The sequence below is a fragment of the Streptomyces sp. Edi2 genome, assembly GCF_040253635.1.
In the GTDB taxonomy this organism is placed as follows: domain Bacteria; phylum Actinomycetota; class Actinomycetes; order Streptomycetales; family Streptomycetaceae; genus Streptomyces.
In genome coordinates this window covers 5,321,732-5,345,808 of sequence record NZ_JBEJGX010000003.1, presented here as the reverse complement: position 1 = coordinate 5,345,808, position 24,077 = coordinate 5,321,732, and the positions used below count along the sequence as shown (strand labels likewise).

Sequence of the window (24,077 nt, the reverse complement as noted above, 5' to 3'; positions counted from 1 at the left end):
CCCTTGGGGCACGGGCCGCGCGGGCACCGACCGTGAGAGCGTGGGCACAGGTCACCCTGCACCCCGCTCCACCTCCCCCCTCCACGCCACACCACCACATCGATGCGAGAGAAGGTCACAGATGCGGGACGCGTACCACGAGGAGCTGGATTCGATCGGCGAGGGCCTGGTCGAGATGGCCCGGCTCGTCGGCTCCGCGATCGGGCGTGCCACCACGGCGATACTCGACGCGGACCTCAAGCTGGCCGAGAACGTCATCGCCGCCGACGAGAAGGTCGACGACCTCCAGCGCGATCTGGAGGCCCGCGCGATCGCCCTGCTGGCGCGGCAGCAGCCGGTCGCCACCGACCTGCGGATCGTCGTCACCTCGCTGCGGATGAGCGCCGACCTGGAGCGCTCCGGCGACCTGGCCCAGCATGTGGCCAAGCTGGCCCGGCTGCGCTTCCCGCAGTCGGCCGTTCCGCAGGACCTGCACGCCACCATCCTGGAGATGGGGCAGCTGGCGCAGCGCCTGATGGCCAAGGCCGCCGAGGTCATCATCACCAAGGACGTCGACCTCGCGCTGCAGCTGGAGCAGGACGACGACGCGATGGACATGCTGCACCGCACCCTCTTCCAGCACCTGATGGACGACCGCTGGAAGCACGGCATCGAGACGGCCGTGGACGTGACGCTGCTGGGCCGCTACTACGAGCGCTTCGCGGACCACGCGGTCTCCGTCGCCAAGCGGGTCGTCTACCTCGTGACCGGCGAGCACGCCGACGAGATCGCCCCGCCGACGGCGGTGGAAGGCGCGTAGCCGGGGCGGGGCGGCGTAGCCGGGGCGGGGCAGCGGGGGCCTGGTCGCGGCAGCGGGAGCCATAGCTGCGGCAGCGCGAGGAGGGCGCGAGTCCGCCCCGTGAGCCGTCGTGCGCCGTTGACGTGTGCCTCCACGCGCCGTTGACGCGCCTCGTCGCCCGGGCTTGCAATGGGCACCAGGTGACCCCTAGGAGGCAATGCATGGCACCCATGGCGGACTCCCCCAGCCCCGCACTCCAGGACGCCCCGACAGCCGTCGGGCGTCCATTGCTCCCGCTGCTCGGCGCCTGCGGCTGCGGCTCCGGCTGCAGCTGCGGCTGCCAGTCGGGCGGCCCGTGCCAGTGCGGCGGCGGCTGCTAGCCGTACTGCAGTACTGGACCGCTGCAGCACTGCAGTACTGGAGCACCGGACCGCTGGACCGCGGAGTACCGCAGGGCATGGCGCCACTGCGGCACGGCGCAACGGTTCCACTGCGGCCCGGCGGCACGGCTCTACTACGGCACGGCGCCGCTGCGGCACCACGGCACAGCGGCACTACGGCACAGCGCCATTGCGGCCCCGGCTGGATTCTTTCCGGCCGGGGCCGTTGCCGGTCGGTCGGCCCTTCCGCGAGAGGCCAACGGCTGGTTAGAGAGACCAGCAGCGGTCGGCCAGAAAGGGGTCAGCGGTCGGTCCGAGAAAGGTGCGGGGTAGATCAGAGGGAGATCGACAGCGGATGGATCTCGTCGGCCTTGTGGCCGGCCCGCTCGTGAATGCGCTGCACGGCCCCCGCCGACGGCGCATCCGACAGGCAGAAGACATCTCCGGAGTCGGTGTCGGCCCAGGCATGCTCGAAGGTCACGCCTTCTTCGCTCTGAATGGCGAGATCGGCCTGGTGCGCCGCGCTGAGCTCGTCGGGCGTCACGCCCTTCATACCGTGATGGATGTCCATGAATTTGGGCATCGCGCTCATCCTTCCGGTTGCAGACGAATACGCCCCCTCTTCCATGCTGCATCCGAACACCGCAGTCCTCGCCCCCACGACTCACCGGCCGTGGCGCGACCGCGGGCGAGCCCAGCCCGGCCTGGCGGCGACCGCGGCCCCGACCCGGCCCCGTAAGCTTCCGATCCGCCGGGCAACTCGGCCCGCGAGGCGGGGCCGAAGCCCTCCCCGCAGGGTGGGGTGTCCCCGCAGGTGGGGCTTCGCCACCTGGTTCGACAGCCGTCTACGTCCATGTCCATGTCTATGTCCATGCCTATGTCCACATCTACGCCTACGGTCCGCCTCCCGACCCGATCGCGGAGATCCGCATGCCCCTCGAAGGACCGCGCTACCTCTTCGTGCAGGCCCGCTCCGAGCCCTCCCCCCTGTACGAGCCGTACGGGCGCGGGACGTACGAGGACATCGAGGCCTTCACCGGCAACGTCCCGCTGGACGACCCCGCCATGGGCCTGCCGGAAGACCTGGCCCACACGCTGCGCTCATGGTCGCTGTCCCGTCCGCCTGGCGGTTTCGCCTCCCGCCCGGACTTGCGGAAGCACGTCAAGCAGGGCCTGGCGGCCGCACAGCGGCTGGCCCGGCACCTCGGTCCGTCGTGGGCGGTGCGCTCTTGGGACGAGCGCCACCGGACATCGAAGTGGGTGTGCTGGGGCTGCGAGCGCCTGCACTGGGAGCGCGACAGCCACGGCACGCCACCGCACCCGGTAGACCTCACCGTCGAGGGCGAGTTCCAGTACGGCCCGCTGCGCTCCGACGGATTCGGGGACTTCTTCCCTGACGACCCGGCCGCCGCCCTGAACCTGTCCGACGGCCTCGTCACTGCCCTGTACGGCTGGGCGGACGAGATCGACACCACCCTGAACCTGGACGTCCGCGACCGGGTGGAGGGCAAGTACGACGACGCTTGGCAGCGCCTGTTCCACGAGGGCAGAAACCTGGCCCAACACCTCGCCCACGAACTCGGCCCCACCCGGACGGTCACCTACAAGGGCCTGGCGAACGGCGGCCTCGCCGCGATGACGTACGTGGTGTGGCAGGGGGACCGAGAGTTGCCGGCGTGAGCCAAAGGCAGCGGGTGGGGCCCGGCCTTGCCCAGCGCGGGCCATGCGCGATCGAGGACGAGCGTCTCCAATGCCATCCGCCTGAGCCTCAGCGGACATCAGCCAGACATGGCGGCGGTTCAGTCGATCGACCAGGCACGCGATTGCCGCAGCGGGGATGCCGACCCCCTCGTTGCAATCCGCCCGCGTGAGGTCACGTCACAAGCCGGTCACACCGACTCGCGCGGCCAGCGTCCGCCACTACGCTCCCAGCACGTACCTCATAGGGGGACTCATGAGCTCTAACAACCCATATCAGTCGAGCCCTTACCTTTCTGGACGGCCTGTCGGTCGCCCCCGGATGTTCAACAGCACCGCGGCCAAGGCCGTGTGGGTTCTCGTACCGATCATCACCATGGGCCTTGCCGCCGCCGTCCCTTTCGTCGTCGCTGCCGCGAAGGGCGTAGTCAAACCATGGGTACCGGTCACGTACGTCGTCGGCGAACTCGTCTTGATCGGCGGAGCAATGGCCATGAGGCCAGCCGACAGCGACCAGCCATTCGCTGGGTTCCTCATCCTTTCGCTGATCATTGCCGCGGCGACCCACACCGGGCTGCTCGACAGCCCCCGGATGACCTTCGGCAAGTAGCTCTCTGCAAAAGAACTCAACCCGCCCGTCAAGGCCTGTCCGGGTTTCCATGCCCCGGCAGCCCTTTCGGCAGGAGACGTACGACAGCCTCGCTGTGCACTAACGGCGGCGCAGTCGCCGAAGCCTGTAGGCCTCGCCCGGGCGAATGGGGCAGCCAGCCCGAAGACCGCCGGCAAGAGGCCGAGCGACCGTGCGGCAGCCGACGGTCGGCCAACTCCGGCGCAGTTGGGAACTCCGGCGACGTTTCAGGGGCGTGCGAGTTCGACGTCAGGGTGCCCGATGTGCCGAAGGGCGAGAAGTTCTACCAGGTTGAGGTCTCGCACCGCGGCAAGGTCTCTGCGACAGCCGAGGAAGCAGAGCAAGGCGAGTTCCCGGCGTCCCTGGGGTGACGGACCGGCGCCCGAGTCTGGACTGGGGTGGAGCGGGGCGGAGGCAGAAGTGCAGGCCCAGACGGGGGGACAGGCTTCGCGCGGCGAGCGGAGCGGGCCGCCTCGGCCCCGTAAGAGCGCACGGCTTCTCGCCGACAAACGCTGGTGAGTTGGTCCGCCGTAGGCTGCCTGCATGATGCGTGTGGTGGCGTTCGATGTTGGAGAGACGCTGATCAGGGACGACCGTGGGTGGGGGGCGTGGGCCGATTGGCTCGGCGTAAACCGGCACACGCTGTCCGCCCTGGTGGGTGCTGTGGTTGCCCGGGGGCGGGACAACTCCGACGCGCTGAGACTCGTGCGCCCGGGCATCGACATCGAGGCCGAACGGGCGGCGATGGAGCGGGCCGGCCAGGGGGAGTTCCTGGATGAGTCGGACCTGTACCCCGATGTCCGCCCGTCGCTGACAGCTCTCCGAGCTGCCGGGATGCGTGTGGTCGTGGCCGGCAACCAGACCGTCAGGGCAGGCGAGTTGCTGCGCGCGCTCGAACTGCCGGTGGATGGCCTGGCCACGTCCGGTGAGTGGGGCGTGGCCAAGCCGGACCCGGAGTTCTTCGCACGCGTCGTCGAGCTGGCAGGTGCTCCGGCTGGGGAAGTGGTGTATGTAGGCGACCACCCTCAGAACGACGTCGTGCCGGCCCGCGCTGCCGGGATGCGGGCCGCCCACCTGCGCCGTGGCCCCCTCGGGCACCTCTGGGCGGAGAGCGATGCCGCGCAGGTCGCGGACTATCGGTTCACGAACCTGTCCGAGCTGGTTGATGCGCTGAGGCTGTGATGACGCAACTGCGCTCGTCCGCACATGAGATGTGAGCGGGGCCGTTCGCACTCCCGGGCCGTGGCGGCGCGGGTACGGTGCGGAGTGGCTGCACCGAACGGAGAGACCGTATGGCCAGCATCGTGTATCACGGGGTGGGCCCACGCATCGCCTACGAACGTCGGATTGCCTGCCTGAGCCAGGCCGATCTTGCCCGCGGCGCCCGTGTCTCGCTCGGAACGATTCGGAAGGTGGAGCGCGGTGAGCGGGGGGTGTCGGATGCGGTCCTGGAAGCCATCGCCCACGCGCTCGGCATCGACCCCAGCAGACTCTTACCGGAGCGGGAACGGCCGGACGACCGCATGCACCAGGCGATGCCGGGGCTGTCGGCCGTCCTCGCCTCCTATGAGGAGTTGGACGAGAAGCCGGACGGCGGGCCGTGCCACGACCTGTCCGAGTTGCGCGCGGCTGCAGCCATGGTCGTTGGGCAGAGGCTGAGCGCACAGTACGCGCGTATCGCCCGGTCCGCGCCGGGGCTGCTCGCCGAGCTGTGCCGCGCGTTGCGCACCGCGGCGCCCGGCGACCGGCCCGAGGTGGCGCGGCTGGTGGTGGACACCTGCCGGGCCGCGGACGCGGTGGCGTTCAAGCACGGGGCGAAGGATCTTTCGGCGCGTCTTCTCGACCTGATGAGGTGGGCCGGGACGCAGACCCATGATCCGATCGTGGCAGCAACGGTGGCGTACGTCCGGGCCGAACTGCACTTCGGCGCCGGGACACACACGGTGGGTCTGCGGACCCTTGAGCGTGCGCTCGACCGCGCTCCGCGCACCGACTCTGCAGAGGCACTGGCAGCCCGCGGCGCGCTGCACATGCGGGCCGCGGTTCTCGCCGGTCGCGCCGGAGACGGCAACGCTGCAGACGTACACCTCGACGACGCGCGGGAGCTCGGCGACCGGGTGTCGGAGGGGGTCTACCAGGGCACGGCATTCGGGCCGGGAAGCGTCCGCGTACACGAGGTGTCGGTGGCCGTGAGCCTGGGCGACGGCCATGTGGGGCGCGCGCTGCGGCTGGCCCGCGAATGGAAGCCGCCACTGAATCTGCCGGCCGAGCGCCGGTCGGGTTTCTACATCGAGCTCGGCCGCGCCCAACTCTGGTCGGGTCGGCCCGATGCTGCCTTCGAGTCGCTGAAGATGGCCCGCCGGATCGCGCCGCAGCACGCCCGGGAGCACCGGTGGGTGCGCGAGGACGCCGCCACCTTGCGCCGTCTGAAGCGCGCGGATGCCGAATCTCTCAGCAGCTTCGCCGAGTGGTGCCACGCTGGGGCAGGCGCCTGAACGGTACCCCTCAAGTATCCCTGGCAGGGGTACTTGAGGGCTTCCCGCGGGATCACTCTCTCCTTGAGCCTAACGGCACAGGGAGACACCTTGACCGCAACGACTGCTCCAGCTGCTGCAGACCCCGACGTAGGCATCGTCCGGCCGCATGACGAGGCGCGCTATTGGTGCGGCGCCGCCCGCAGCCCCCTCACCATCCCACCCGACAAGGTCACCCCGCGGATCGGCGAAGGCATGCGGGTCCGGCTCATCGTGGGCTGCCTGCAGCACCGGCACCGGAGGTCGCAGTGACTGCGGCAACCGGCACACCAGGCCGGCGGGAGATCCAGGAAGCGATCCGGCACGCGCTGCGCCCCGGGCCGCCTCCGCCCTACCCCGAGTTGGTTGCGCTGGAGCGGACGTTGCTCCTTGTCATCGCCAAGCTGTACGGCGTGGTCGAGCGACAGCAGCGCGGCGAGGCCGCAGATGGCCGGGGACGTGCCCGGATGAACTCGATCCGATACCAGACATCTGTCGGTCTGGGCGACGGCCTGATGTCTGCCCACATGCAGGTCCGTGCCCTCGCCCGGGACTGCCAGTGGCTGGCGGAGCAGCACAGCGCAGGGACCGTCGACATCTCCGGGGGTGGGCAGTGACCACCGACTCCCCCCGTTGCGACTGCGGCAGCACCCTCGACCTTCGGGACGTGATCCTCGACTCCGCGTCGGGCCCGTGCGTCGTCATCACCTTCTGCGGCCAGTGCGCCCCCCGCGCGGTGCCACCGGTACCGCCCGGTGTCGCGAAGATCCTCGCCCGGCGGGCCGGCGTCCGCCTGCCGGACGACCCGCCGACGAACCGTCCCTGAACTCCCGCGGCGATGCGACATCCGCTGCTCCAGTGCGCGGGCCCGCGGTCAAGCCCCCCTGCCCGGCCGGTGCGGAGGTGCTTGGGCGTCACACTCCGTCTGCGGCTCGGGGCCGTAGGCTCTGGTGCATCAGCGCCGCCGTGCACACCACTACGGGGACTGCGACGGCGGGTACGGTCCACCACGGGATGCCGATCCACACGGCCGGGAGCCCCACCCCGAAGGAGACGCCGATGCCCGTGAAGAGCTGGCGCCTGCCGTACGGGTTCCAAGTGAACGGCTCGTAGTCTCGCGGTCGGAGGAGACGTACCGCGCCGAACGTGAAGGCCTGAGCCGCGAGGAGCGCGGCGAGCGTGCCGAGGGCGGCGTTCATTTGAAGCTCGTCACGAGGCGCATCGGAGCTGTTCTGCCGGACCCCGTCCTTGCTGAGCACCACGATGCCACGGCGCCAGAGGGTGGCGGTGACCCGGTCGCCCGGCTCCAGACGATCGAGGAGCGGTCCCGGGTCACCGAAGCTCACGACTCCCCGCCAGGAGCCCTCGTCCTTCAGGGTCGCCTCGTAAGTGGGATTCCTCCCGCCGTTCTTGACGACCGTCTTCACGACGGTGAAAGGCCAGGTGCTCAGGCAGTCACTCCCCACCTGCAACGTCGCGCCGGTGGGACACGGCTCGGCTGCCCGGTAGTCCCGGTAGAGCTCCCTGTCGGCGGGCAACCACGCAGCGAACGCGACGTAGCAGAGCGCCGCCGGTATCAGCGACAGCAGGATCAGCAGCACGCCCATGAACCGCGCCCGACCCGGCGACCGCCGGCCGGCACCGTCCTTGCCGGGCGGTCTGCCCGTGTTGTGAGCCCTCGCCCGCGCTGTTGCCATCCCTAGCCCCCTCCGCCCAGCTTCCATCAACGGACAGGAATACACCCAGGTCGGGCGGCTGTCTGCGAGAAGGCCGGCTTCCGCGCTGCAGCCCAGCGGGGTGCTGCACTCCACTGCCACACGGCACGACTGAGCCCTCGTCCGGATGCCCCAGCGGGGGCTTTGGCCTGCTGATGTCCCCGTGCGCTCGGCAGGATGCGCACCTGCAACCTTCTGGTCCGTAGAGCTCTGGGACACCTGTGCACCCTGGAGCCCCGTGAGCTCCGTGAGCCCTGCCGAGCCCAGTGAGCCCCGTGAGCCCAGTGAGCCCCGTGCGGAGCCGAACTCCCGTCCTTCGATGCTGTTTTGTGGCTCCCTGCGGAGGCCCGCCTTCCGCTGGGCGGGGCCGAAAGATCATGCGAGAGTGGCCCCATGACGGCACCAGAGGCCACGGTTGTGGCGGTCGACGAGGTCGAAGGGCTCGCGGTGGAGGGCCTGCGGTGGCTTACCGGGGCAGCGCGGGAAACCTCCGGCGGAGGCCTTGGCTGGCCGACCAGGCCCTCGGACGACGAGCTCGAGCCGATGCTCTACGACGGTACGGCCGGGATCGTCCCCGTGCTCCTGGAGGCGTGGCGGCACTTCGGCGATGACACGTATGCCGACACCGCCCTGCGTGCGGCCCGCAGCCTCGCGGACTCCGTCGACGGCGTCGACGACGACTCCCTCTACTTCGGTCGCACCGGAATGGCCCTCGTCCTGCGGTCCGTTCACGACGAACTCGGCGACACGGCCGCCGGCGCCGCCGCGGACCGCGCGCTGGAACTCGTGCGGTCACGCTTCGACGGGGCGCGCTGGGGCGAGCTGTACGAGCTGATGGGCGGCAACGCGGGGATCGGCCTCGGCGCGCTTGTGGCCGGCGACGCCGAACTGGCCGTTCTCGCCCTGGAGCCGTATCTGCGGACGGCTGAGCAGACCCCGGCAGGCGTCCACTGGCCCCACCGCACCGGCGTCGAGGCCCGTCTGCACCACCTCTCACACGGCACGCTCGGCATCGCCCTCGCACTTGCCAGGGTCGGCCGGGCCACCGGCCGAGAGGACCTGCTCGAGCTGGCGCTGGCCGGTACCGCAGACGTGGTGGCGCGTGACGAAGCGGGGCCCGAGGGCTTTCTGGTGCTGCACTCCACGCCGCAGTTTCGCCCCGATGTGGTCGAGCCCATCAGCTACGGCTGGTGCCACGGACCGGCCGGCGACGCCCAGGTCTTCCGGCTGCTGCGGGACATCACGGCCGACCCCGTCTGGCCCGCCCTGGCCGATCGCTCCTGGCACACGGTCACCCACTCCGGCCTGCCCCAGCGGCTGCGCCCCGGCTTCTGGGACAACAACGGCCGCTGCTGCGGCACCGCGGGCGTGCTGGCTCTGGCCTGCGACCGGCTCGCCGAACAGCAGGACCCGTACGACTTCGCCCACGTCCTCGTCGCGGATCTCGTCGCCCGCGCGATACGGGACGCCGACGGCGCCCGCTGGTCCAACTTTGAGTACCGGCCCACCCCGAGCGACCTTGAACCGCGCACCGGCTGGGCGGCGGGCAACGCGGGCATCGTGCGCGAACTCCTGCGCTTCGTACGGCTGAGCCGCGGCGGCGACCCCCGATACGCGTTCGCCTGGCCCGACCAGCCTCCGGTGCGCGCTCAGGCCCCGGTGCGCGCTTAGGCCCGGTCCACCGCTGTGGTGGCGGCGCGGCGTAGGGACGTGTCCGATGGCTCGTGTGTCATCTTCCCCTGCTCACACCGGCGTTAGCCGGTTGTTAGCGGAGCGGCAGTCACTCGATAGCGGCCCGGACCAGAGTGGGTGACGTACCGAGGAGACAACGCACCGACTGCCCCAGGGGACCCCCGTAATGAGCTCCAGCGCCACTGTCCGCACCGCTCGTCGCCGCACCTTGCGCATTGCCGCGGCGACCCTGGTCGCGGCCGCCGGCCTCACCCTGACCGCCTGCTCCGGCTCGGACGCCGCCGGCACGAAGTCCGCGGGCCACACGAACTCGGCCGCCGCCAAGGCAACCGCCGGGGGCGGGTCCGGCGTTCAGAGCTCCGATGGCAAGGAGCGCCCCGACGCCAAGAGCGGCACCAAGTCGATCGTCGCTACGGACAAGCAGTCGGGCGGCGCGCAGTCCGCCAGGGCCACGACGGCATCCCCGGTCCGCACCCAGACCCTGGTGGACGGCAGCACGGCCAAGATCTACGACCTCGGCTCCCAGCGCTACCGCGCCGAGATCGTCAGCGACGGTTCGGTCGTGGCCACGATGGAGACGACGGGGCAGGACGCCGACGCCGGGCTCGATGCCAACGGCATGTACGTCGTGCTCACGATGGGCGGCGAGGTCCACTCCTGGATGGGCGGCGAGCACCAGGGACCGGGCACCTTCAAGCTCGCGGGCGGCTGGACGGCCAAGGTCACGAAGGTCGGCGAGCTGCGCTACCGCGCGCAGATCATCGGCCACGACGGCGTGGCCGCCACGCTGGAGACGAAGGGGCACGACGCGGGCGTCGACGCCAACGGCGTGTACATCGTGCTCAGCGCCGGCGGCGTGATCAGCGCCCACGCGTAAAGACCCGCCCGGTTGCGGCGAGGCCCCGCCCTTCGGCGGTTCACCCCCGCCGGTGGGGAAACCCCCTCCGGCGGTGCAGCCTCACCGCCACGGCGGCGGAAGCGATCTGCACAGTCACGCACACCACGCGTCCGGCACGACCTGACCATGACGAACGAACGTCAAACCTGTGCCGCTGCACCCCGTGCGTGCATCAAACCTGCTGAAGGGCGCACAGAGCAGGCGGCCTTGGCCGCGGCGTCTCCCCATGTCACAGAACCCCAAGTACCACGAGGCCACCTGCGTCAGCGACCCCCAGCCCGGCCTCCCCAACTTCTACGCGGAGTGGATGCGCTGAGCTCGTTCTTCACCGTCCGACCTCGCACGATTCCCCGAACCTGATCGCCCGCCCAAGGACTCCGGGGACGTGAACACGGCCTTCGTGCTGGTCTTGTGCTCCGACTGAAGAGGCACATGACCAGCACGAAGGCCGTGGGGGATTGAGTCTGCTGCAATCCGGCGTCCGGCGGGAAGCGTTCGCCGTGGCGTCACGCTTCCGGTCCGGCAGGCACGTAAATATCAGAGCATGACTACAGAGCCGCAGCGTTTCACGATCTTGTTGGTCCCCGAACACGTCGAGGACAGAGGTGGTGCCTCCGTGGAGGACTCAGCCGTACGGTCGGCGGTCGTCGAGGCGACGGGCGAGTCGGGCGCCTCGGGCTACCCCCGCTACGTCGGGCACGGGATCGTGGCCGACATCGACCCCCGTACGCGCACGGTCGAGGCGATGCTCGTCGATGGTGCGGAGCTGGACTACGGGCTGACCGCCAAGGTCACTGCCGCCTCCTGAGGGCGGCATCGTTGTCGGACGGCTCAGGGTTACCCGGACGGGTTCTCCGACGTGGCCGATGCGCCAGGAATGTGGACGTGTGTGCCGGGAATGCGTACGTGCTGCGTGAGGAAGAGGGCTGCCCGGTCCAGCGCCCGGTCGGCCTCGTCGAGAACGCCGGCGAAGGCCTGGAACACGTGGGGTACGTCGGCGGTGATGTCGAGGATGACGTCCACTCCGGCTGCGCGGGCGCGGGCGGCCATGCGGGTGGAGTCGTCCAGGAGCACTTCGTTGGTGCCCGCCTGGAGGAGCATCGGCGGGAAGCCCGTCAGGTCGGCGTGGACGGCGGGGCTGAGCCTGGGCTGGTGCGGGTCGGCTCCCGCCAGGTACATGGCCCCGGTGTGTTGCAGGCTCTCGCGGGTGAAGAACGGGTCGATGCCCGCCTTGGTGTCCATGCTCTCGCCCGTCCGGGTCGCGTCGAGGCCGGCGGAGAAGGCCACGATGGCGGCGGGCATCGGGAGGCCGGCGTCACGGGCGGCGAGGCAGGTGGTGACGGTGAGGCCGCCGCCGGCGGAGTCCCCGGCGAACGCGATGGCCGAAGGGTCCTCGCCGCTGTCGAGGCGGGCGCGGTAGGCGTTCAGTTTCCGATGGCGTTGTGCTGATCTGTATGGGTCTTCAACCACGCGGTAAAGCTCTTCGGCTTGGGCATGTTCGCATCCTTCCGCCGCCCGACCCTGCCTGCCAAAACTCCGCTGAGTTGACTCTCCAGGGACGATGGGGCGACCCCGTCACGGTGCTCTGTCAGTGCGGCCATGCTTGGCCTCTGGCACCCTCCGATGAACCTGGGAGCGCCGACGCCCTCAAGCGTGCGATCTGGCGAAGTGTGGAAGAGCATGGGATGCCGCCCGCTCCACCTGCGTAGACGCGGACTGCTGGTTGGTTGACCGTAGTTACCGCTGCTGGTGGTGCATGATGTTCGGCTGTCCCGTTCGCGTATGGCGCACTGCCGCGCGAGCGTGCACGTCGTCAGATGGCCGGCGGCGCACCGGCCACGGCATGGCCGGGCCGGTGCCCCGTCGGTAAGGTCACCAGTTCTTGATGCCCATCGCCCGCGCCGCGTCGTGGATGGCCCCCCAGTGGAAGGTCGACATGCCCGAGTGCTTGATCGGAGCACTGGCGTCCAGTCCCCGGAACTCGTCCCGCGATTCGGCCAGGAGGTGGGTGCCGTAATGGGCCGCTACGGAACTAGTGCCGTGGATGGGATGAGACTTGGCCGCCAAAACGCTGCCGGCGTGTGCCAGGATGCTCCGGGCTCGGTTGTACGCGCCGGCGTTGATCTGCTTCGGGTTTGCCGACACACGGGTGTCACGCTGATAAAGCACCTTCGCCGGTTGGTCGGGCTTGGCGTTGGCGGCGACGGCTGGGGAGACGGCTGCTGCGAGGGCTGTGACCGCTACTGCGGCGGCCAGTCCGGTGCGGAGAGCGTGCTTCAAGGCTGTAAGTCCTAACGCTGGTGCATTATGGCGATCCGAGTTCGCAATGAAGGAACACTGGCTCACCCGTTCGCAAGCATGAGGACGCCGGGCTTCGCCGGAGCGGTTCCTTCCGGGGGCGAGTCCAGCCACTCCCGTACACCAGGCTCAGGGCAAGCACCGGCTCGTATGGATCATCTGCCCGGCCAGAGGGGCCGCTACCCAGGGCTCGATGCCAGAGCATCAGCCACATTGGTCATGTCGGTGACCACTGCATCGGCCCCTGCCTCAGCGAGAGTGAGACCCTTATGCGGCTTGTTGGCAAAGCCGATGGACATTGCTCCGGCGGCACGAGCGGCTTCGACGTCTGTCACAGTCCCCGATCAGCGTGCAGTCCCCCGGCTTCACGCTGAGCCGCTCAGCCGCTCAGCCGCTCAGCCGCTCAGCCGCTCAGCCGCTCAGCCGCGAGCAGCCTGTGACCCGGCGCCTCATCTTCACGGGCCCCAACGCCGGACACTTCTGGCGTACGTCGCTGAACGAAGACCACTGGAAGCCCGCACTCGCGAAGGCGGGCGTCATCCCGAAGGCCAAGAGCCGCGAGCATGCCGCCGCACGGGAGCACGGTATGCACGCGCTCAGGATCCGGTCGAACGTCCCGTCCATCGCCCACCTGCGGAAACGCGTATGCAGCGTGGCCCACGGACCATAGCGCTCGGGCACATCTCGCCAGGCCGTCCCAGCCCGGAACTTCCACACGATCCCGTTCAGGACCCGGCGGTCGTCCAGCCGCTTCCGCCCCCGCAACGAAACGGGCAACAACGGCCGGACGAACTCCCACTCAGCATCAGATAGTTCATGGCGACGTATCACGACACCGTGATCCACCAGCGGTGATCATTTGAAGATACTGCCTAGGTCACGTCGCTCGCGTCCAGGTCGCTCTCCCCTCCCCTCCCGGAACGGATGGCCCGCACCTACGAGTCGCGCGTGCTCCGACGGCGCTTCAGGCCGGGAGGGCGAAGGTGCATTTCCTTGTCGAAACTTTGCCCCTATCTTGCCGTTAGTGGACCGACCGCGCGCGACGCTTATGACAGTCAAGTTGTGACGGGGGGGACCACTTTGGCGATCGAACTGCCTGGGCAGGTGGTGTCGTTCCTTCAGTTCATAGGGGTGAACTGGCCGAACGTCAACGAGGACAAGGTCCGCGAATTCGCCTCCCATGTACGGGATTTCGCGCAGAAGGTGGATGACACCCACAAGGACTCCACCGCGACGGTCAAGCAGCTGGAGGACGTGTACCAGGGCGCGTCCTACGAGGCACTGCTGGCCAAGTGGGGCCAGATGTCCGACAGCCATATGACGGAGCTGGTCAACGCCTGTCACACGGTGGCCGACGCGCTGGACATCGCGGCGGACGTGATCGTGGGGATGAAGGTGGAGGCGATCGCCGAGCTGACCGTGCTGGCGATCACGTTCGTGGCCGACCAGGCCGCCGCGGTCGCCACGTTCGGGCTCGCCGAGGCGGCCGAGGCGCTGGTCATCGAGGCGGCCGAGAAGCTGATGGACTACCTGGTGCAGCAGCTGGAGCAGCACATCATCGGCCAGGTCATCGAGGCGGCCATCAACCCGCTGGTGGAGACGGTCGGGCGCGCGGTGGGCGGCCTGGTCTTCCAAGGCGCCGAGTCCGCCCTCGGCGTCTCCGCCGGCGGAGGTGGCGGGCGTGCGGGCGAGAGCTTCTCCATCCACCCGGAGGCCGTACACGCTCGCGTGGAACATTTTCATAGCCATGCGCGGACAGTGGCTTCGCACGCTGCCGAATTCAGCACGAAGGCCGCGGGGGTCAGCTTCGAATGACCAATCCAATCGTCAAGGCGCTGGAGGACGGCGCAAGCAAACTCGCCAAAACCCTGGGCGAGGATGCCGGAAAGGCCGTCAAGAACCTCTATCACGACACCGGAAAACGACTGAAGCGGGTCGCTGACAACCATCTGGAGAACGACGCCAAGCACGCGGCGGAGCTGGAGAGAATTGCCAAGCGCCCAAGAACCGAAGGGAAGCCGGTATACCACCTTGACGATTCGGGAAAGATCAGTCGGCTGGAACACAACCCCCATGCCAAGACCCCGGAGGAAAAATACAAGAAGCAGCCACTGACAGCAGAGGACAAGGAACGACTGGGGCTCCAGAGTTCGTCGGTCGGAGGTCCGAAGCGAGGCGAGCGGCTCGCCCGCCTCAAGGACAGCAAGGAAGGGAAGGTCGACCCGCGGCCCACCGCGTCCTCCACCCAGGTGCCGCTGGGGAGTTCGGACCTCGCCCAGGCCACCCAGCTCGCCCGCCACGCGGACAAAAGCTACGGCACCAAAAAGCCCGGTGGGTTCACGAGCAACAACTATGCGGCAGCCCGGGTTACCGGTGCAAACGGCAAGGGGGACTTCATCCTCGTCGGCCGAAGCCACCGGAGCGACGGCGTGAATGTCGGCGCCCATTCGGAACGGATGATCGGAACCCCGTTCCTGAGACAAGGCGAAGGGGGCCGAATACGCGAGCTCTATACGGAACGGGCGCCCTGCGGTCCGGCGGCGAATTGCTCGGCATGGATGGGCGAAAGACTCTCCCACGTACAGGTCACACACAGCGTCGAATACGGGAACACTACGGCATCGAGAGCCGCCGGCAATACGGCAATGGAGAACTATCTCGACGGACTGAGAGCCAGTAGATAGACTTCTCGCCACACCTACCCAGCGACAGGAACGGCGCATGACCACCAGCCCTCTTGATCTCAGCCGCCAAGCGCTTGAGACCGTGTTCACCCCGGCCGAGCTCATCACCGTCCCGGAGAGCAGACTGGACGCCGTAGCGGACCCGGACGCCAGAGAGGTACTGCGCACACTGGGGCTCCCCGTGGGGAAGAACCCGTGGTTCGGCCTGGACAACAAGCTGGGAGAACGGTTCCGGCGGATCGAAGAAGACTACGATTGGGAACTCGCAGATCGCTATTCCGAGGTCCCGCTGGGCGCCGAAACGTGGATTTCGCTGGGCGAGATCCCCTATGACGGCATCGCGTTCGACCCGGAAACCGGCAAGGTCCATTGCCTTCCCCAGGACGGGGAGATCTACCTCTTCAACAGCAAGCTCCGGCATTTCGTCCACTTCCTGTACATCCTCCAGGCCGAGCGCCCCCATTTCGACTTCGAATGGGAAGGCGACGACGAGCTCTTCGATCCCGAGGGTGCTCGTTCACGCGTCGAGGCCGCGCTGAGGTCCGTCGACCCCGCCGCACTGGAAAATCCGGAATCCCGCTGGTTCGATGTCCTTACGTCCATCGTGGATCCCGAATACGACTACTGATGAGCTGTCCGGCAGATGCGAAAACACCCGCCCAAGGAGCGCCGCCCCGGTGACTGAAGACGCAACCCTGCGGACGTTCGGGCCGACTGTCCCCGAAGAGCCCGTCGGCACGCCGGCGCACCGCCTTGCCGGAATTTCCGTACCGCGGCGGGTCGGCCCCTATTTCGCCACCCATCAGCAAGATCCGGTGCCGCTGGGCGAGTACGCCGCCACGGCCGGGCGTCGCGTCGGCCGCGCGGAATGCGCGGCCTGGGCGCGGCTGGGCAGCGACCAGGGCTTCGAATTGTGCGCCGACACCGAGGGCTCGGTACGCGCGGTGCTGCTGGACTTCGAGGAAGCCGACCGGTTCGTCAGTTCCTCGCCTGAAGCCTTCGCCGCCGGCCTACTGGAGCTGCACGAGGCGTTGCGCGTCATCCTGACCACCGACCAGCCGCAGACCGCAGCTTCGGCCTTCGACAGGTTGGTGGAACGCCTGAAGGCGAACGATCCAGAGGCGTTCGCGGGACGGGAGAACTGGTGGCCGTTGGTACTGGACGACATCCGTGACACCGCGAGCGTCGAGAACTACGCGGCCTTCGAGTACCTCGACGCCGGCGGCAGCAAGCAGATCGTCACCCGGTCCGGCGCCATCGCCCTCCACCCCGAGGAGCGACTGTGGGACAGCCTGAGCGCGGCCGGAGTCGAGCCGGAACAAGTCCTGCGCATCCACGTCGACCTGGAGCCCTGCTTCATGCCCGGCCATTACTGCTCCATGTGGCTGGCGCAGGTCTTTCCGCACGCGGAGATGACACACAGTTTCCCCTACGGCGAGTCCGCCGACTCACGGGCCGCAGGCATCCAGGGCCTGCGCGAGAACGCCGACGGACAGGGCGATCCGAACGCATCGGCGGCCGGACGATGAGCACTGCCCCCGCGCCGGCCGGCCCCGATATCGCTACCTGGCCGCCGTTGGAAGGAGTCGCGGCGGCACACGGACCGGCGCTGCTGAACTGGGCGGCCGACACCTCCCCGGAGCGCCCAAGGGTCTGCCTGGTCCGGGGCGCGAAGGGCAGTGGCAAGAGTCAGTTGCTGGCTTGGTTCCTCATGGGCTCGGCCGGTCACCCCCGCACCGTCGTCCACGCGGCCGTCCTTGCGGAGGGACTGTTCACGGACGCCTTCGCCTGGGAGCTGAGCCGACAACTCGGCTACGGCCCGCTCTCGCCGGCCCGGCTGCTGGACCGTCTCGCGGTCGATCAGCGGCCCCTGATGCTGCTCGTACCGGACCTCCACCGCTCCGGACGCGGCCCCGCCGATCGGCCGCCGGCCCGTCCGGCGACGCTGGTCGAGGACCTCCTCGTCCCTCTGCTGGAGCTTCCCGGGACCCGTGCCCTCGTCGAGGTCGGGAACAGCGACCTCCTCGATGGCTGGGCGAAAGCCGCTTCCGTCGAGACCCTCCACGTCGGCGACACGCCATCCGGGGCCCTCTCAGAGCCGCCGAAGGTCGACCTCACCACACAAGTCCCCCGCACCTCCGACGGCCGCCCGCTCTGGGACCAAGCTCCGCAGGCCCTCCGCGAACACGCCCTCGACCAGGCGTTGCTCGCCCCCGACGCCGAGCACGCCGTCCGTGCCCTGCTCACCGACCCCGGGTTCCTGCTTCACGGCTCGTCGGTATCACTCGCGGCCTGCCTGGCCGACGAGCGCATACCGGCCCCGCCGGGCCTGCGGCGCACCTGGCGGCTGGCGGCTCCTCATCTGTCGGACACCGAGCACAGCAGCGCCGAGCGCGCCGCCCTTCTTCACGCCGCGGCGCTGGGCGCCAGCCCTGGCCTCGCCCGCTATCTGCTGCCCCTCGCCGAAGACCACGTGTTCACGGCCGTCTGGGCCCGGCCGGACGCGGCCATGACCGCACTGGCGCAAGTGCCTTTCGGGCAAGGGGAGTTGTGTGCCGCCGACCCACTGGGCGACGTGACGCTGCTCGACGTGGCCACCGGGCGGAGCACCGCACCCGCCCCCTCTCCCCCGCCGAGCTCGGCCCGCCCGCAGGGCCTCGCCGTGCACCAGGACGGGTCCCTGCTCCTGCTCACCGACACCGGCACCCTGCACCCCACCGGGGACGACCCCACCGGCTCCCTCGACCACATCGCGACCCACCACGGGCAGGCCGCTCTCAAGAACCCGGACGTCACGCCCTCGGCCATCGGCCAGTGCCTCCGCAGCGGCATCACGGTCATCGGCGACGAACAGGGAACCGTCCACGTCTGGGATCCGGCCGCCCACTATGCCGGCCCGCGCGCCCGTTCCCTGCACGCAGCCCCCGTCACCGCCGTGGCCTGCCTGGCCTTCCCCGACGACGGGCACACCCTGGTGATGAGCGCGGCCATGGACGGCACGGTCCGCCTCTGGGAGACCTCCGCCGGTCCCATGCCGGTCCCCGTCGAACAGCGCCCGGTTCTCGTCACCGCCATGACCGCCGCCCCCACCCACCACGGCCCCGTCCTCGCAGTCGCCTGGAACGACGCGACGCTTCATCTGTGGCACATCCCCACCAGCCGCATGCGCTCGGTCCCGCTCCTCGTCCCGTGCCGTGCGCTCGCGCTGTCCCCCAGTTCCCGCCTCACGGTCGCCGGGCCCAACGGCGCCTACGCTCTCAGCCTCGACACTGCCCGCCTCTGGGACTGACCGGCCCCCCAAGGGCGGCAACTGATGGTCAGCCGAGGTTGGCGAGGGGAGCGTCCCGCAGTCGACGGCGGGTTCCAGCGCATGAAAATGCCTCCCACCTGCACCGTCTGTGCAGGTGGGAGGCATGATCACGTTCTCTACTTCTTCTTGCCCTGGTTCTTGACGGCCTCGATGGCGGCCTTGGCGGCCTCCGGGTCGAGGTAGGTGCCGCCGGGCTTGACCGGGCGGAAGTCGGCGTCCAGGTCGTAGGCGAGCGGGATGCCGGTGGGGATGTTCAGGCCGGCGATGTCCTCGTCGGAGATGCCGTCGAGGTGCTTGACCAGGGCGCGCAGCGAGTTGCCGTGGGCCGCGACCAGGACCGTCTTGCCGACGCGGAGGTCCGGGACGATGCCGTCGAACCAGTACGGGAGCATGCGCACGACGACGTCCTTGAGGCACTCCGTCTGCGGGCGCAGCTCCGGCGGGAGGCCGGCGTAGCGCGGGTCGGAGAACTGCGAGTACTCGGCGTCGCGGTCGAGCGCGGGCGGCGGGGTGTCGTACGAGCGGCGCCAGAGCATGAACTGCTCCTCGCCGAACTCGGCCAGGGTCTGCGCCTTGTCCTTGCCCTGCAACGCGCCGTAGTGGCGCTCGTTCAGCCGCCAGCTGCGGTGGACCGGGATCCAGTGCCGGTCGGCGGCCTCCAGGGAGAGCTGCGCGGTGCGGATGGCGCGCTTCTGGAGGGAGGTGTGCACTACGTCGGGGAGCAGGCCGGCGTCCTTGAGCAGCTCTCCGCCGCGGACTGCCTCCTTCTCGCCCTTCTCGTTGAGATTGACGTCCACCCAGCCGGTGAACAGGTTCTTCGCGTTCCACTCGCTCTCGCCGTGGCGGAGGAGGATCAGCTTGTACGGTGCGTCGGCCATGGCGTCGAGCGTAATCCAAGTCGGTGCGGCGCCTTGCGCGGGTCCAGGACCTGGGCATTCCGGCGTCGTTTGAGGTTTCCCGTCAAATGAGTGGTGGTGGGGGCGGGGCCTTGTGTAGGTTGCGCATGCGGGTAGAGCCACTTACATGAGCTAGGTGCGTGAGCCCTCCCGCCGTCCGCCCGTCGCCCTCCACACGCTGCGCGCCCGGGGCTCTTGCCTCATCGCGGCCTTCCACCCTCCCGCGCCCCTTCCACGCACGGCATCACCACCATCACCACCGTCACCACTTCACGGGGGAACTGTCATGTCCGCATCCACAGCGAAACCCTCCGGGCCGGCGGCTCGTCTCAAGCGAGCCGCCCTTGAAAGCGTGTCCGGTCTCCCCCGGCAGTTCTGGTGGCTGTGGACCAGCACCTTGATCAACCGGCTGGGCGCGTTCGTCGCCACCTTCCTGGCCCTCTACCTGACCGTCGAGCGCGGCTACTCGGCCTCGTACGCGGGCCTGGTCGGTGCGCTCTACGGCCTGGGCGGGGTGATCTCGTCGGTGGGCGCCGGGGTGCTGACCGACCGGCTCGGCCGCCGGCCCACGATGCTGATCGCCCAGCTGTCGACGGCGGCGTCCGTGGCGCTGCTCGGCTTCATGGAGGACCCGGTCGCGATCGCGGCGGTAGCGGGCGTGGTCGGCATGGCAACCAACGCCTCGCGCCCGGCCGTACAGGCGATGATGGCGGACATCGTCGCCCCGGAAGACCGCGTCCGCGCCTTCTCCCTCAACTACTGGGCGATCAACCTCGGCTTCGCCGTCTCCTCCACCGCCGCCGGGCTCATTGCCCGGCACGGCTACCTGTCCCTCTTCCTGGGCGAATCCGTGCTGGTGCTGGCCTGCGCGCTGGTCGTCTTCTGGAAACTCCCCGAATCGCGGCCCGCCGCGGGCACACCGGACGGCCCGGACGGCGGCCTGAACGGCCCGGAAGACGACGGCGGCGCCCCAGCCCCCGTCTCCATGCTGACCGTCCTGCGCGACGGCCGCTTCATGACCGTCGTCGGCCTCAACCTGCTGCTCGCGCTGCTCTTCCAACAGGCGTACGTCTCGATGCCCGTGGCGATGGGTCAGGACGGGTTCTCCAGCGCCGACTTCGGCATGGTCATCGCGCTCAACGGCGTCCTCGTCGTGCTGTTGCAGATACCCGTGACACGCTTCATCGAGCACCGCAGCCCGGCCATGCTCCTCATCGGCTCGGCCCTGCTCGCCGGCTACGGCTTCGGGCTGACCGCGCTGGCGGACTCGGTCGCCCTGTACGCGCTCGCGGTGACCGTCTGGACGCTCGGCGAGATCATCAACTCCCCCACGCAGATGGGCCTGGTGGTGCGCCTCTCGCCGCTGCACGGCCGCGGCCGCTACCAGGGCATGTACTCGCTGTCGTGGTCCATCGCCTCTCTGGCGGCTCCTCTCCTCGGTGGCTTGGTGATCGACCACTACGGCGCCGATGCGCTGTGGGCCGGTTGCGCGGCCGTCGGCACGGTGGCGGCCCTGGGCTACGGGCTGCTGCTGCGGAGCCTGCCGGGGCGGAAGGGGAGGCTGCCGGGGCAGGAGGCGACGGTGGCCCGCTCGCCACAGCCGTCGGACACGATCCCCGGCACGGGCACGGGCACGGGCACGGGCACGGGGACAGGGACGGGCACGGGCACGGGGACAGGGACGGGCACGGAAGCGTCCACCGAGGTGGAAGCGCCCCTGCACCCGGGAGCCCCTGCGGACGCGGAAGCAGCCGCACACCTGTAAGCCCGCACGGACGCGGGCGCACGCACCGCACCCCTGTAAGCGCGCACGGCCACGGAAGCGCCCTCGGTCGCCTCCTTGCTGGCTGTCGCTGGGCCGCCCGGCCGCCGCGCAGGTGGCCGTGCCCTCTCCCGTACCGCCACCCGTGTCGCTGCCGGTGTCGCCGCCGTGGGTGCCGTCGTTGGCGACGGTGACGTGTGGCGTGCGACGTGTGGTGTGGAGGAGTGGTGAGGGTGCGCGGTGCAGGGGGACGGAGGGTGCGGCGGTTTGTGGTGGCCGGGGCGCTGGTGGCTGCGGGGGTGCTGGTCGCGTTGCCGGCGGGGGGCCGGAAGTCGGCCGGGGTGGCGGGGGCGGAGGGGACGGCCGGGGCGAACAGGATGGCCGGGGTGGCCGGGGTGGCCAGGCCCGGAGGCGGGACTCCTCGGGTAGCGGCCGACGGGCCCACGGCCGATGCCATGACGCTGCCCGCGACCACCGGCCGGTACCAAGTCGGTACGGTCGCGCTTCACCTGACCCACTGGGCGCGCGCCGATCCATGGGCCGGCGGGCGGACGCACCGGGAGTTGATGGTGAGCGTCCGGTACCCGGCACGGGCGGGCGCCGGGCGGTATCCGCCCGCGCTGCAGCTGTCGGCGCGCGAGGCGGCGGCGTTCGACGCACGGAACAACCTCTCGGAGCAGGTGCCGCCGGGGAAGGTGCAGTGGGCGGCCACCCGTACCTCGGCGCACGTGGGGGCGCCCCTGGCGCCGGGAAGCGCGACGGGCGTCCACCGGGCTTCCCGGAAGTGGCTGCCGGTGGTGCTCTACTCCCCCGGCGTCGGCGATCCGCGCTCGTTCGGCAGCACGCTCTGCGACGAGTTGGCCTCCCGCGGCTACGCGGTGGTCACCATCGACCACACCTACGAGGCGCCCGCCGTGGAGTTCCCGGACGGGCGGCTGGCGCGCAGCGTGCTGGCGGCGGAGTTGGCGAAGGCGCAGAAGACCGGGCGGATCACGGAGTTGCTGAAGAAGGTCAGCGGGGTGCGGGTGGCCGATGCCCGTTTCGTCCTCGATGAGTTGGCCGGGCGGGGTGCGGCCTCGCCGTTGCCCTCCGGCCTTCGGCGGGCGCTGGATCTGCACGCCGTCGGGATGTTGGGGCAGTCGGCCGGCGGGTTCACGGCGGTGCAGACGATGCATGACGACCGGCGGATCAAGGCCGCGGTGAACCTGGACGGGGTGATGGGCTACACCCAGCGGGATGACGACCCCTCGAACCCGTCGACGGTCGGACGCGAGGGCGTGGACCGGCCGTTGCTGCTGATGGGGATGGCAGGGAACACCCATCACACGGTGGCGTCCTGGGGCGCGGTGTGGCGGCACAGTACGGGCACCTGGCTACGGGATCTGACGCTGCGCGGCAGCAGGCACGCCAGTTATACGGATGCGGAGGCGTTGGTACCGCAGATCGCGCGGCGGTTGGGGCTGCCGCACAAGGACGTGACGGCGCTGATCGGGACCGTCGACCCGGCGCGGGCGGTCGCGGCGCAGCGGGCGTACGTCTCCGCGTTCTTCGACCGCTGGCTGCGCGGGCGGGACGACGGCGGGCTGCTGGACGGGCCCTCGGGGCGGTTTCCGGAGGTGCAGTTCGTGCCGTAGGCGGGGAGGGGCGGAGCCGGGCGAGGCGGGGCGGGGCCGGGCGAGGCGAGGCGAAGCGGGACGGGGGCGGCCGCGCGGCGGTGGCTACGGCTCGGCCCCCGGCCGAGGGCCGAGGGCCGAGCCGGGGCCGGGGCCAAGGGCCGACCGGCATCGCTCCGGCCGGCCCCCGGGGGCGCAGGGGCTCGGGAACGCGGAAGCGCGCAAGCGCGCAAGCACAGAAGCCGCAGCGCTCAGGCAGTCGCCGTCCCGAAGTGCACGGTCTTCGCGGTCAGCAGGAACAGGTCCGTACGGTGGTCGATGCCTGCCGGGTCGGCCGGGTCGAGGAGCCGGTCCAGGGTCGCCCGGTCCTCGGCGTCCAGGAGATCGCCGAACGTCTGGCGTGCCCGTTCCAGGGATCGCCGCGCGAACTGCCGGGGTCCGTCGGCCAGGGGTGCGGGGTGGTCCACGAGGAAGGTCCTGCTCCGGGCGTCGGTGAGCCCGGCGGCGCGCAGCATGCCGGGCCAGTCCTCGACCACCGCCACCGAGCCGGGCAGCTCGGCCCGCATCCGGCTGAAGCGGTCCGCCTGCGCCGCGTCGAGCCGTTCCTGCAGTCCGGGGCGTCCGAAACCGAGGTCGCGCGGGAACCAGCGGGCCGGCAGGCCGCCCTCGACGACGGCCAGCACCCCGCCGGGTTCGAGCAGCCCGGCCAGCTGCTTCACCACGCCCTGCTGGTCGCCCACGTGGTGGAGCGCCTGCCCGGACCACACCAGGTCCGCCGGCCCGAGACCGGCCAGCCCCTCGGGGAAGTCGGCCTGCTGCGTGCGCAGCCGGACGCCGAGCCGTCCGGCCCGTTCCCCGGCCCGGGCCAGCAGCTCCGGCGCACCGTCCACCGCGGTGACCTCGGCCTGCGGGAACGTCGCGGCCAGCCGGCAGGCCGCGACGCCCGGGCCGCTGCCGACGTCCAGGATCCGGCGGGGCGTGAGGTGCGTCAGCTCGGTGACGGCCTGCTGGACGTAGGGGCTGTGCGTCTCGCCCTCCAGCTCCAGCAGGTCGGCCATGGCGGCCCAGTCGAAGTCGGGGTCGGGGGTGTGGCCGTGAGCGTGGCTGTGGGTGTGGGTGTGGGTGTGGGTGTGGGTGTGGTTGCCGCTCTGAGTGGGGTTGCCGTCGCGGGTGTGGTCGTTGTCGGTCATCGCACCTTCTCCAGTGATGGGT

At 70.1% G+C, this 24,077-nt stretch carries 24 protein-coding genes and 2 pseudogenes; 19 read left to right on the top strand and 7 right to left on the bottom strand.

The features are described from left to right. Positions 1-121 precede the first annotated feature (121 nt). Positions 122-799 (top strand): phosphate signaling complex protein PhoU, encoded by a 678-nt coding sequence (gene phoU, locus ABR737_RS26935; protein ID WP_129294800.1) that lies wholly within the window; start codon positions 122-124, stop codon positions 797-799. A 693-nt stretch (positions 800-1,492) separates the two neighbouring features. Here phoU and ABR737_RS26930 read toward each other — a convergent pair. After that, positions 1,493-1,741 (bottom strand): SCO4226 family nickel-binding protein, encoded by a 249-nt coding sequence (locus tag ABR737_RS26930; protein ID WP_086721184.1) that lies wholly within the window; start codon positions 1,739-1,741, stop codon positions 1,493-1,495. Positions 1,742-2,088: 347 nt separating this feature from the next. On the opposite strand from ABR737_RS26930, the gene ABR737_RS26925 reads away from it, so the two are divergent. From ABR737_RS26925 to ABR737_RS26895, 7 genes are all read left to right on the top strand, one after another. Further along, a complete protein-coding gene (locus ABR737_RS26925; RefSeq protein ID WP_350252929.1) occupies positions 2,089-2,838 on the top strand; it encodes an immunity protein CdiI family protein in 750 nt (249 codons plus the stop codon). Between the two features lie 340 nt (positions 2,839-3,178). Next, positions 3,179-3,466, top strand: a complete 288-nt coding sequence (locus tag ABR737_RS26920) for a hypothetical protein (protein ID WP_350252927.1) — start codon at positions 3,179-3,181, stop codon at positions 3,464-3,466. A gap of 561 nt (positions 3,467-4,027) precedes the next feature. Further along, on the top strand, positions 4,028-4,666 hold the full coding sequence (locus ABR737_RS26915) for an HAD family hydrolase (RefSeq protein ID WP_350252926.1): 639 nt from the start codon (positions 4,028-4,030) through the stop codon (positions 4,664-4,666). A 110-nt stretch (positions 4,667-4,776) separates the two neighbouring features. After that, on the top strand, positions 4,777-5,979 hold the full coding sequence (locus ABR737_RS26910; RefSeq protein ID WP_350252924.1) for a helix-turn-helix domain-containing protein: 1,203 nt from the start codon (positions 4,777-4,779) through the stop codon (positions 5,977-5,979). 90 nt (positions 5,980-6,069) lie between these two features. Next, the gene (locus tag ABR737_RS26905; RefSeq protein ID WP_350252923.1) at positions 6,070-6,270 is read left to right on the top strand and encodes a hypothetical protein; all 201 of its coding nucleotides are present in this window, start codon (positions 6,070-6,072) and stop codon (positions 6,268-6,270) included. Next, entirely contained in the window at positions 6,267-6,614 is a 348-nt protein-coding gene (locus tag ABR737_RS26900; RefSeq protein WP_350252921.1) for a DUF6415 family natural product biosynthesis protein, read from the top strand. The genes ABR737_RS26905 and ABR737_RS26900 overlap by 4 nt, the downstream gene beginning before the upstream one ends. After that, the gene (locus ABR737_RS26895) at positions 6,611-6,823 is read left to right on the top strand and encodes a hypothetical protein (RefSeq protein ID WP_350252920.1); all 213 of its coding nucleotides are present in this window, start codon (positions 6,611-6,613) and stop codon (positions 6,821-6,823) included. Before ABR737_RS26900 ends, ABR737_RS26895 begins: the two co-directional genes overlap by 4 nt. Before the next feature lie 88 nt (positions 6,824-6,911). Here ABR737_RS26895 and ABR737_RS26890 read toward each other — a convergent pair whose 3' ends face one another. Then, on the bottom strand, positions 6,912-7,604 hold the full coding sequence (locus ABR737_RS26890) for a hypothetical protein (RefSeq protein WP_350252918.1): 693 nt from the start codon (positions 7,602-7,604) through the stop codon (positions 6,912-6,914). 501 nt (positions 7,605-8,105) lie between these two features. Between ABR737_RS26890 and ABR737_RS26885 the strand changes: the two genes are divergently transcribed. The 3 genes from ABR737_RS26885 to ABR737_RS26875 all read left to right on the top strand — a co-directional run bounded on the left by ABR737_RS26885 (position 8,106) and on the right by ABR737_RS26875 (position 11,110). Next, entirely contained in the window at positions 8,106-9,383 is a 1,278-nt protein-coding gene (locus tag ABR737_RS26885; RefSeq protein ID WP_350252917.1) for a lanthionine synthetase LanC family protein, read from the top strand. Between the two features lie 187 nt (positions 9,384-9,570). After that, positions 9,571-10,281 (top strand): hypothetical protein, encoded by a 711-nt coding sequence (locus tag ABR737_RS26880; RefSeq protein WP_350252915.1) that lies wholly within the window; start codon positions 9,571-9,573, stop codon positions 10,279-10,281. A 565-nt stretch (positions 10,282-10,846) separates the two neighbouring features. Beyond that, complete coding sequence (locus ABR737_RS26875) at positions 10,847-11,110, top strand: hypothetical protein (RefSeq protein ID WP_350252913.1); 264 nt, start codon at positions 10,847-10,849, stop codon at positions 11,108-11,110. Between the two features lie 29 nt (positions 11,111-11,139). Here ABR737_RS26875 and ABR737_RS26870 read toward each other — a convergent pair whose 3' ends face one another. Further along, entirely contained in the window at positions 11,140-11,772 is a 633-nt protein-coding gene (locus ABR737_RS26870; RefSeq protein WP_350252912.1) for an alpha/beta hydrolase fold domain-containing protein, read from the bottom strand. Positions 11,773-12,174: 402 nt separating this feature from the next. Further along, entirely contained in the window at positions 12,175-12,582 is a 408-nt protein-coding gene (locus ABR737_RS26865) for a hypothetical protein (RefSeq protein ID WP_350252911.1), read from the bottom strand. A 451-nt stretch (positions 12,583-13,033) separates the two neighbouring features. Here ABR737_RS26865 and ABR737_RS26860 point away from each other — a divergent pair. Continuing rightward, positions 13,034-13,201: pseudogene (locus ABR737_RS26860) on the top strand (site-specific integrase); the annotation flags it as partial. 59 nt (positions 13,202-13,260) lie between these two features. Here the strand turns inward: ABR737_RS26860 and ABR737_RS26855 are convergent. Beyond that, positions 13,261-13,431: pseudogene (locus tag ABR737_RS26855) on the bottom strand (transposase); the annotation flags it as partial. A 249-nt stretch (positions 13,432-13,680) separates the two neighbouring features. Between ABR737_RS26855 and ABR737_RS26850 the strand changes: the two are divergent. The 5 genes from ABR737_RS26850 to ABR737_RS26830 are packed head-to-tail and all read left to right on the top strand — an operon-like array spanning position 13,681 to position 18,573. Continuing rightward, positions 13,681-14,415, top strand: coding sequence for a WXG100 family type VII secretion target (locus ABR737_RS26850; protein WP_350252910.1), 735 nt, complete (start codon positions 13,681-13,683; stop codon positions 14,413-14,415). Then, a complete protein-coding gene (locus tag ABR737_RS26845; protein WP_350252909.1) occupies positions 14,412-15,284 on the top strand; it encodes a nucleic acid/nucleotide deaminase domain-containing protein in 873 nt (290 codons plus the stop codon). The genes ABR737_RS26850 and ABR737_RS26845 overlap by 4 nt, the downstream gene beginning before the upstream one ends. 37 nt (positions 15,285-15,321) lie before the next feature. Beyond that, positions 15,322-15,912: an SUKH-4 family immunity protein gene (locus ABR737_RS26840; protein ID WP_350252908.1), complete on the top strand. Its 591-nt coding sequence runs from the start codon at positions 15,322-15,324 to the stop codon at positions 15,910-15,912. 49 nt (positions 15,913-15,961) lie between these two features. After that, on the top strand, positions 15,962-16,813 hold the full coding sequence (locus ABR737_RS26835; protein WP_350252907.1) for a nucleic acid/nucleotide deaminase domain-containing protein: 852 nt from the start codon (positions 15,962-15,964) through the stop codon (positions 16,811-16,813). Continuing rightward, complete coding sequence (locus ABR737_RS26830) at positions 16,810-18,573, top strand: WD40 repeat domain-containing protein (protein ID WP_350252905.1); 1,764 nt, start codon at positions 16,810-16,812, stop codon at positions 18,571-18,573. Before ABR737_RS26835 ends, ABR737_RS26830 begins: the two co-directional genes overlap by 4 nt. Positions 18,574-18,710: 137 nt before the next feature. Here the strand turns inward: ABR737_RS26830 and ABR737_RS26825 are convergent, their stop codons facing one another. Then, positions 18,711-19,472 (bottom strand): phosphoglyceromutase, encoded by a 762-nt coding sequence (locus ABR737_RS26825; protein WP_350252903.1) that lies wholly within the window; start codon positions 19,470-19,472, stop codon positions 18,711-18,713. 304 nt (positions 19,473-19,776) lie between these two features. On the opposite strand from ABR737_RS26825, the gene ABR737_RS26820 reads away from it, so the two are divergent. Together ABR737_RS26820 and ABR737_RS26815 are read left to right on the top strand one after the other, a co-directional pair. After that, the gene (locus tag ABR737_RS26820) at positions 19,777-21,255 is read left to right on the top strand and encodes an MDR family MFS transporter (protein ID WP_350252901.1); all 1,479 of its coding nucleotides are present in this window, start codon (positions 19,777-19,779) and stop codon (positions 21,253-21,255) included. A gap of 230 nt (positions 21,256-21,485) precedes the next feature. After that, positions 21,486-22,886 (top strand): alpha/beta hydrolase family protein, encoded by a 1,401-nt coding sequence (locus ABR737_RS26815; protein ID WP_350252899.1) that lies wholly within the window; start codon positions 21,486-21,488, stop codon positions 22,884-22,886. A 230-nt stretch (positions 22,887-23,116) separates the two neighbouring features. Here the strand turns inward: ABR737_RS26815 and ABR737_RS26810 are convergent, their stop codons facing one another. Then, positions 23,117-24,055, bottom strand: coding sequence for a class I SAM-dependent methyltransferase (locus ABR737_RS26810; RefSeq protein WP_350252898.1), 939 nt, complete (start codon positions 24,053-24,055; stop codon positions 23,117-23,119). Positions 24,056-24,077 lie beyond the last annotated feature (22 nt).

What these genes read in the sequence shown, in the direction of transcription:
- phoU (WP_129294800.1), top strand. Translation starts at nt 122, where the DNA reads ATGCGGGACGCGTACCACGAGGAGCTGGATTCGATCGGCGAGGGCCTG.
- ABR737_RS26930 (WP_086721184.1), bottom strand. Translation starts at nt 1,741, where the DNA reads ATGCCCAAATTCATGGACATCCATCACGGTATGAAGGGCGTGACGCCC.
- ABR737_RS26925 (WP_350252929.1), top strand. Translation starts at nt 2,089, where the DNA reads ATGCCCCTCGAAGGACCGCGCTACCTCTTCGTGCAGGCCCGCTCCGAG.
- ABR737_RS26920 (WP_350252927.1), top strand. Translation starts at nt 3,179, where the DNA reads ATGTTCAACAGCACCGCGGCCAAGGCCGTGTGGGTTCTCGTACCGATC.
- ABR737_RS26915 (WP_350252926.1), top strand. Translation starts at nt 4,028, where the DNA reads ATGATGCGTGTGGTGGCGTTCGATGTTGGAGAGACGCTGATCAGGGAC.
- ABR737_RS26910 (WP_350252924.1), top strand. Translation starts at nt 4,777, where the DNA reads ATGGCCAGCATCGTGTATCACGGGGTGGGCCCACGCATCGCCTACGAA.
- ABR737_RS26890 (WP_350252918.1), bottom strand. Translation starts at nt 7,604, where the DNA reads ATGGGCGTGCTGCTGATCCTGCTGTCGCTGATACCGGCGGCGCTCTGC.
- ABR737_RS26885 (WP_350252917.1), top strand. Translation starts at nt 8,106, where the DNA reads ATGACGGCACCAGAGGCCACGGTTGTGGCGGTCGACGAGGTCGAAGGG.
- ABR737_RS26880 (WP_350252915.1), top strand. Translation starts at nt 9,571, where the DNA reads ATGAGCTCCAGCGCCACTGTCCGCACCGCTCGTCGCCGCACCTTGCGC.
- ABR737_RS26875 (WP_350252913.1), top strand. Translation starts at nt 10,847, where the DNA reads ATGACTACAGAGCCGCAGCGTTTCACGATCTTGTTGGTCCCCGAACAC.
- ABR737_RS26845 (WP_350252909.1), top strand. Translation starts at nt 14,412, where the DNA reads ATGACCAATCCAATCGTCAAGGCGCTGGAGGACGGCGCAAGCAAACTC.
- ABR737_RS26840 (WP_350252908.1), top strand. Translation starts at nt 15,322, where the DNA reads ATGACCACCAGCCCTCTTGATCTCAGCCGCCAAGCGCTTGAGACCGTG.
- ABR737_RS26830 (WP_350252905.1), top strand. Translation starts at nt 16,810, where the DNA reads ATGAGCACTGCCCCCGCGCCGGCCGGCCCCGATATCGCTACCTGGCCG.
- ABR737_RS26825 (WP_350252903.1), bottom strand. Translation starts at nt 19,472, where the DNA reads ATGGCCGACGCACCGTACAAGCTGATCCTCCTCCGCCACGGCGAGAGC.
- ABR737_RS26820 (WP_350252901.1), top strand. Translation starts at nt 19,777, where the DNA reads ATGTCCGCATCCACAGCGAAACCCTCCGGGCCGGCGGCTCGTCTCAAG.
- ABR737_RS26810 (WP_350252898.1), bottom strand. Translation starts at nt 24,055, where the DNA reads ATGACCGACAACGACCACACCCGCGACGGCAACCCCACTCAGAGCGGC.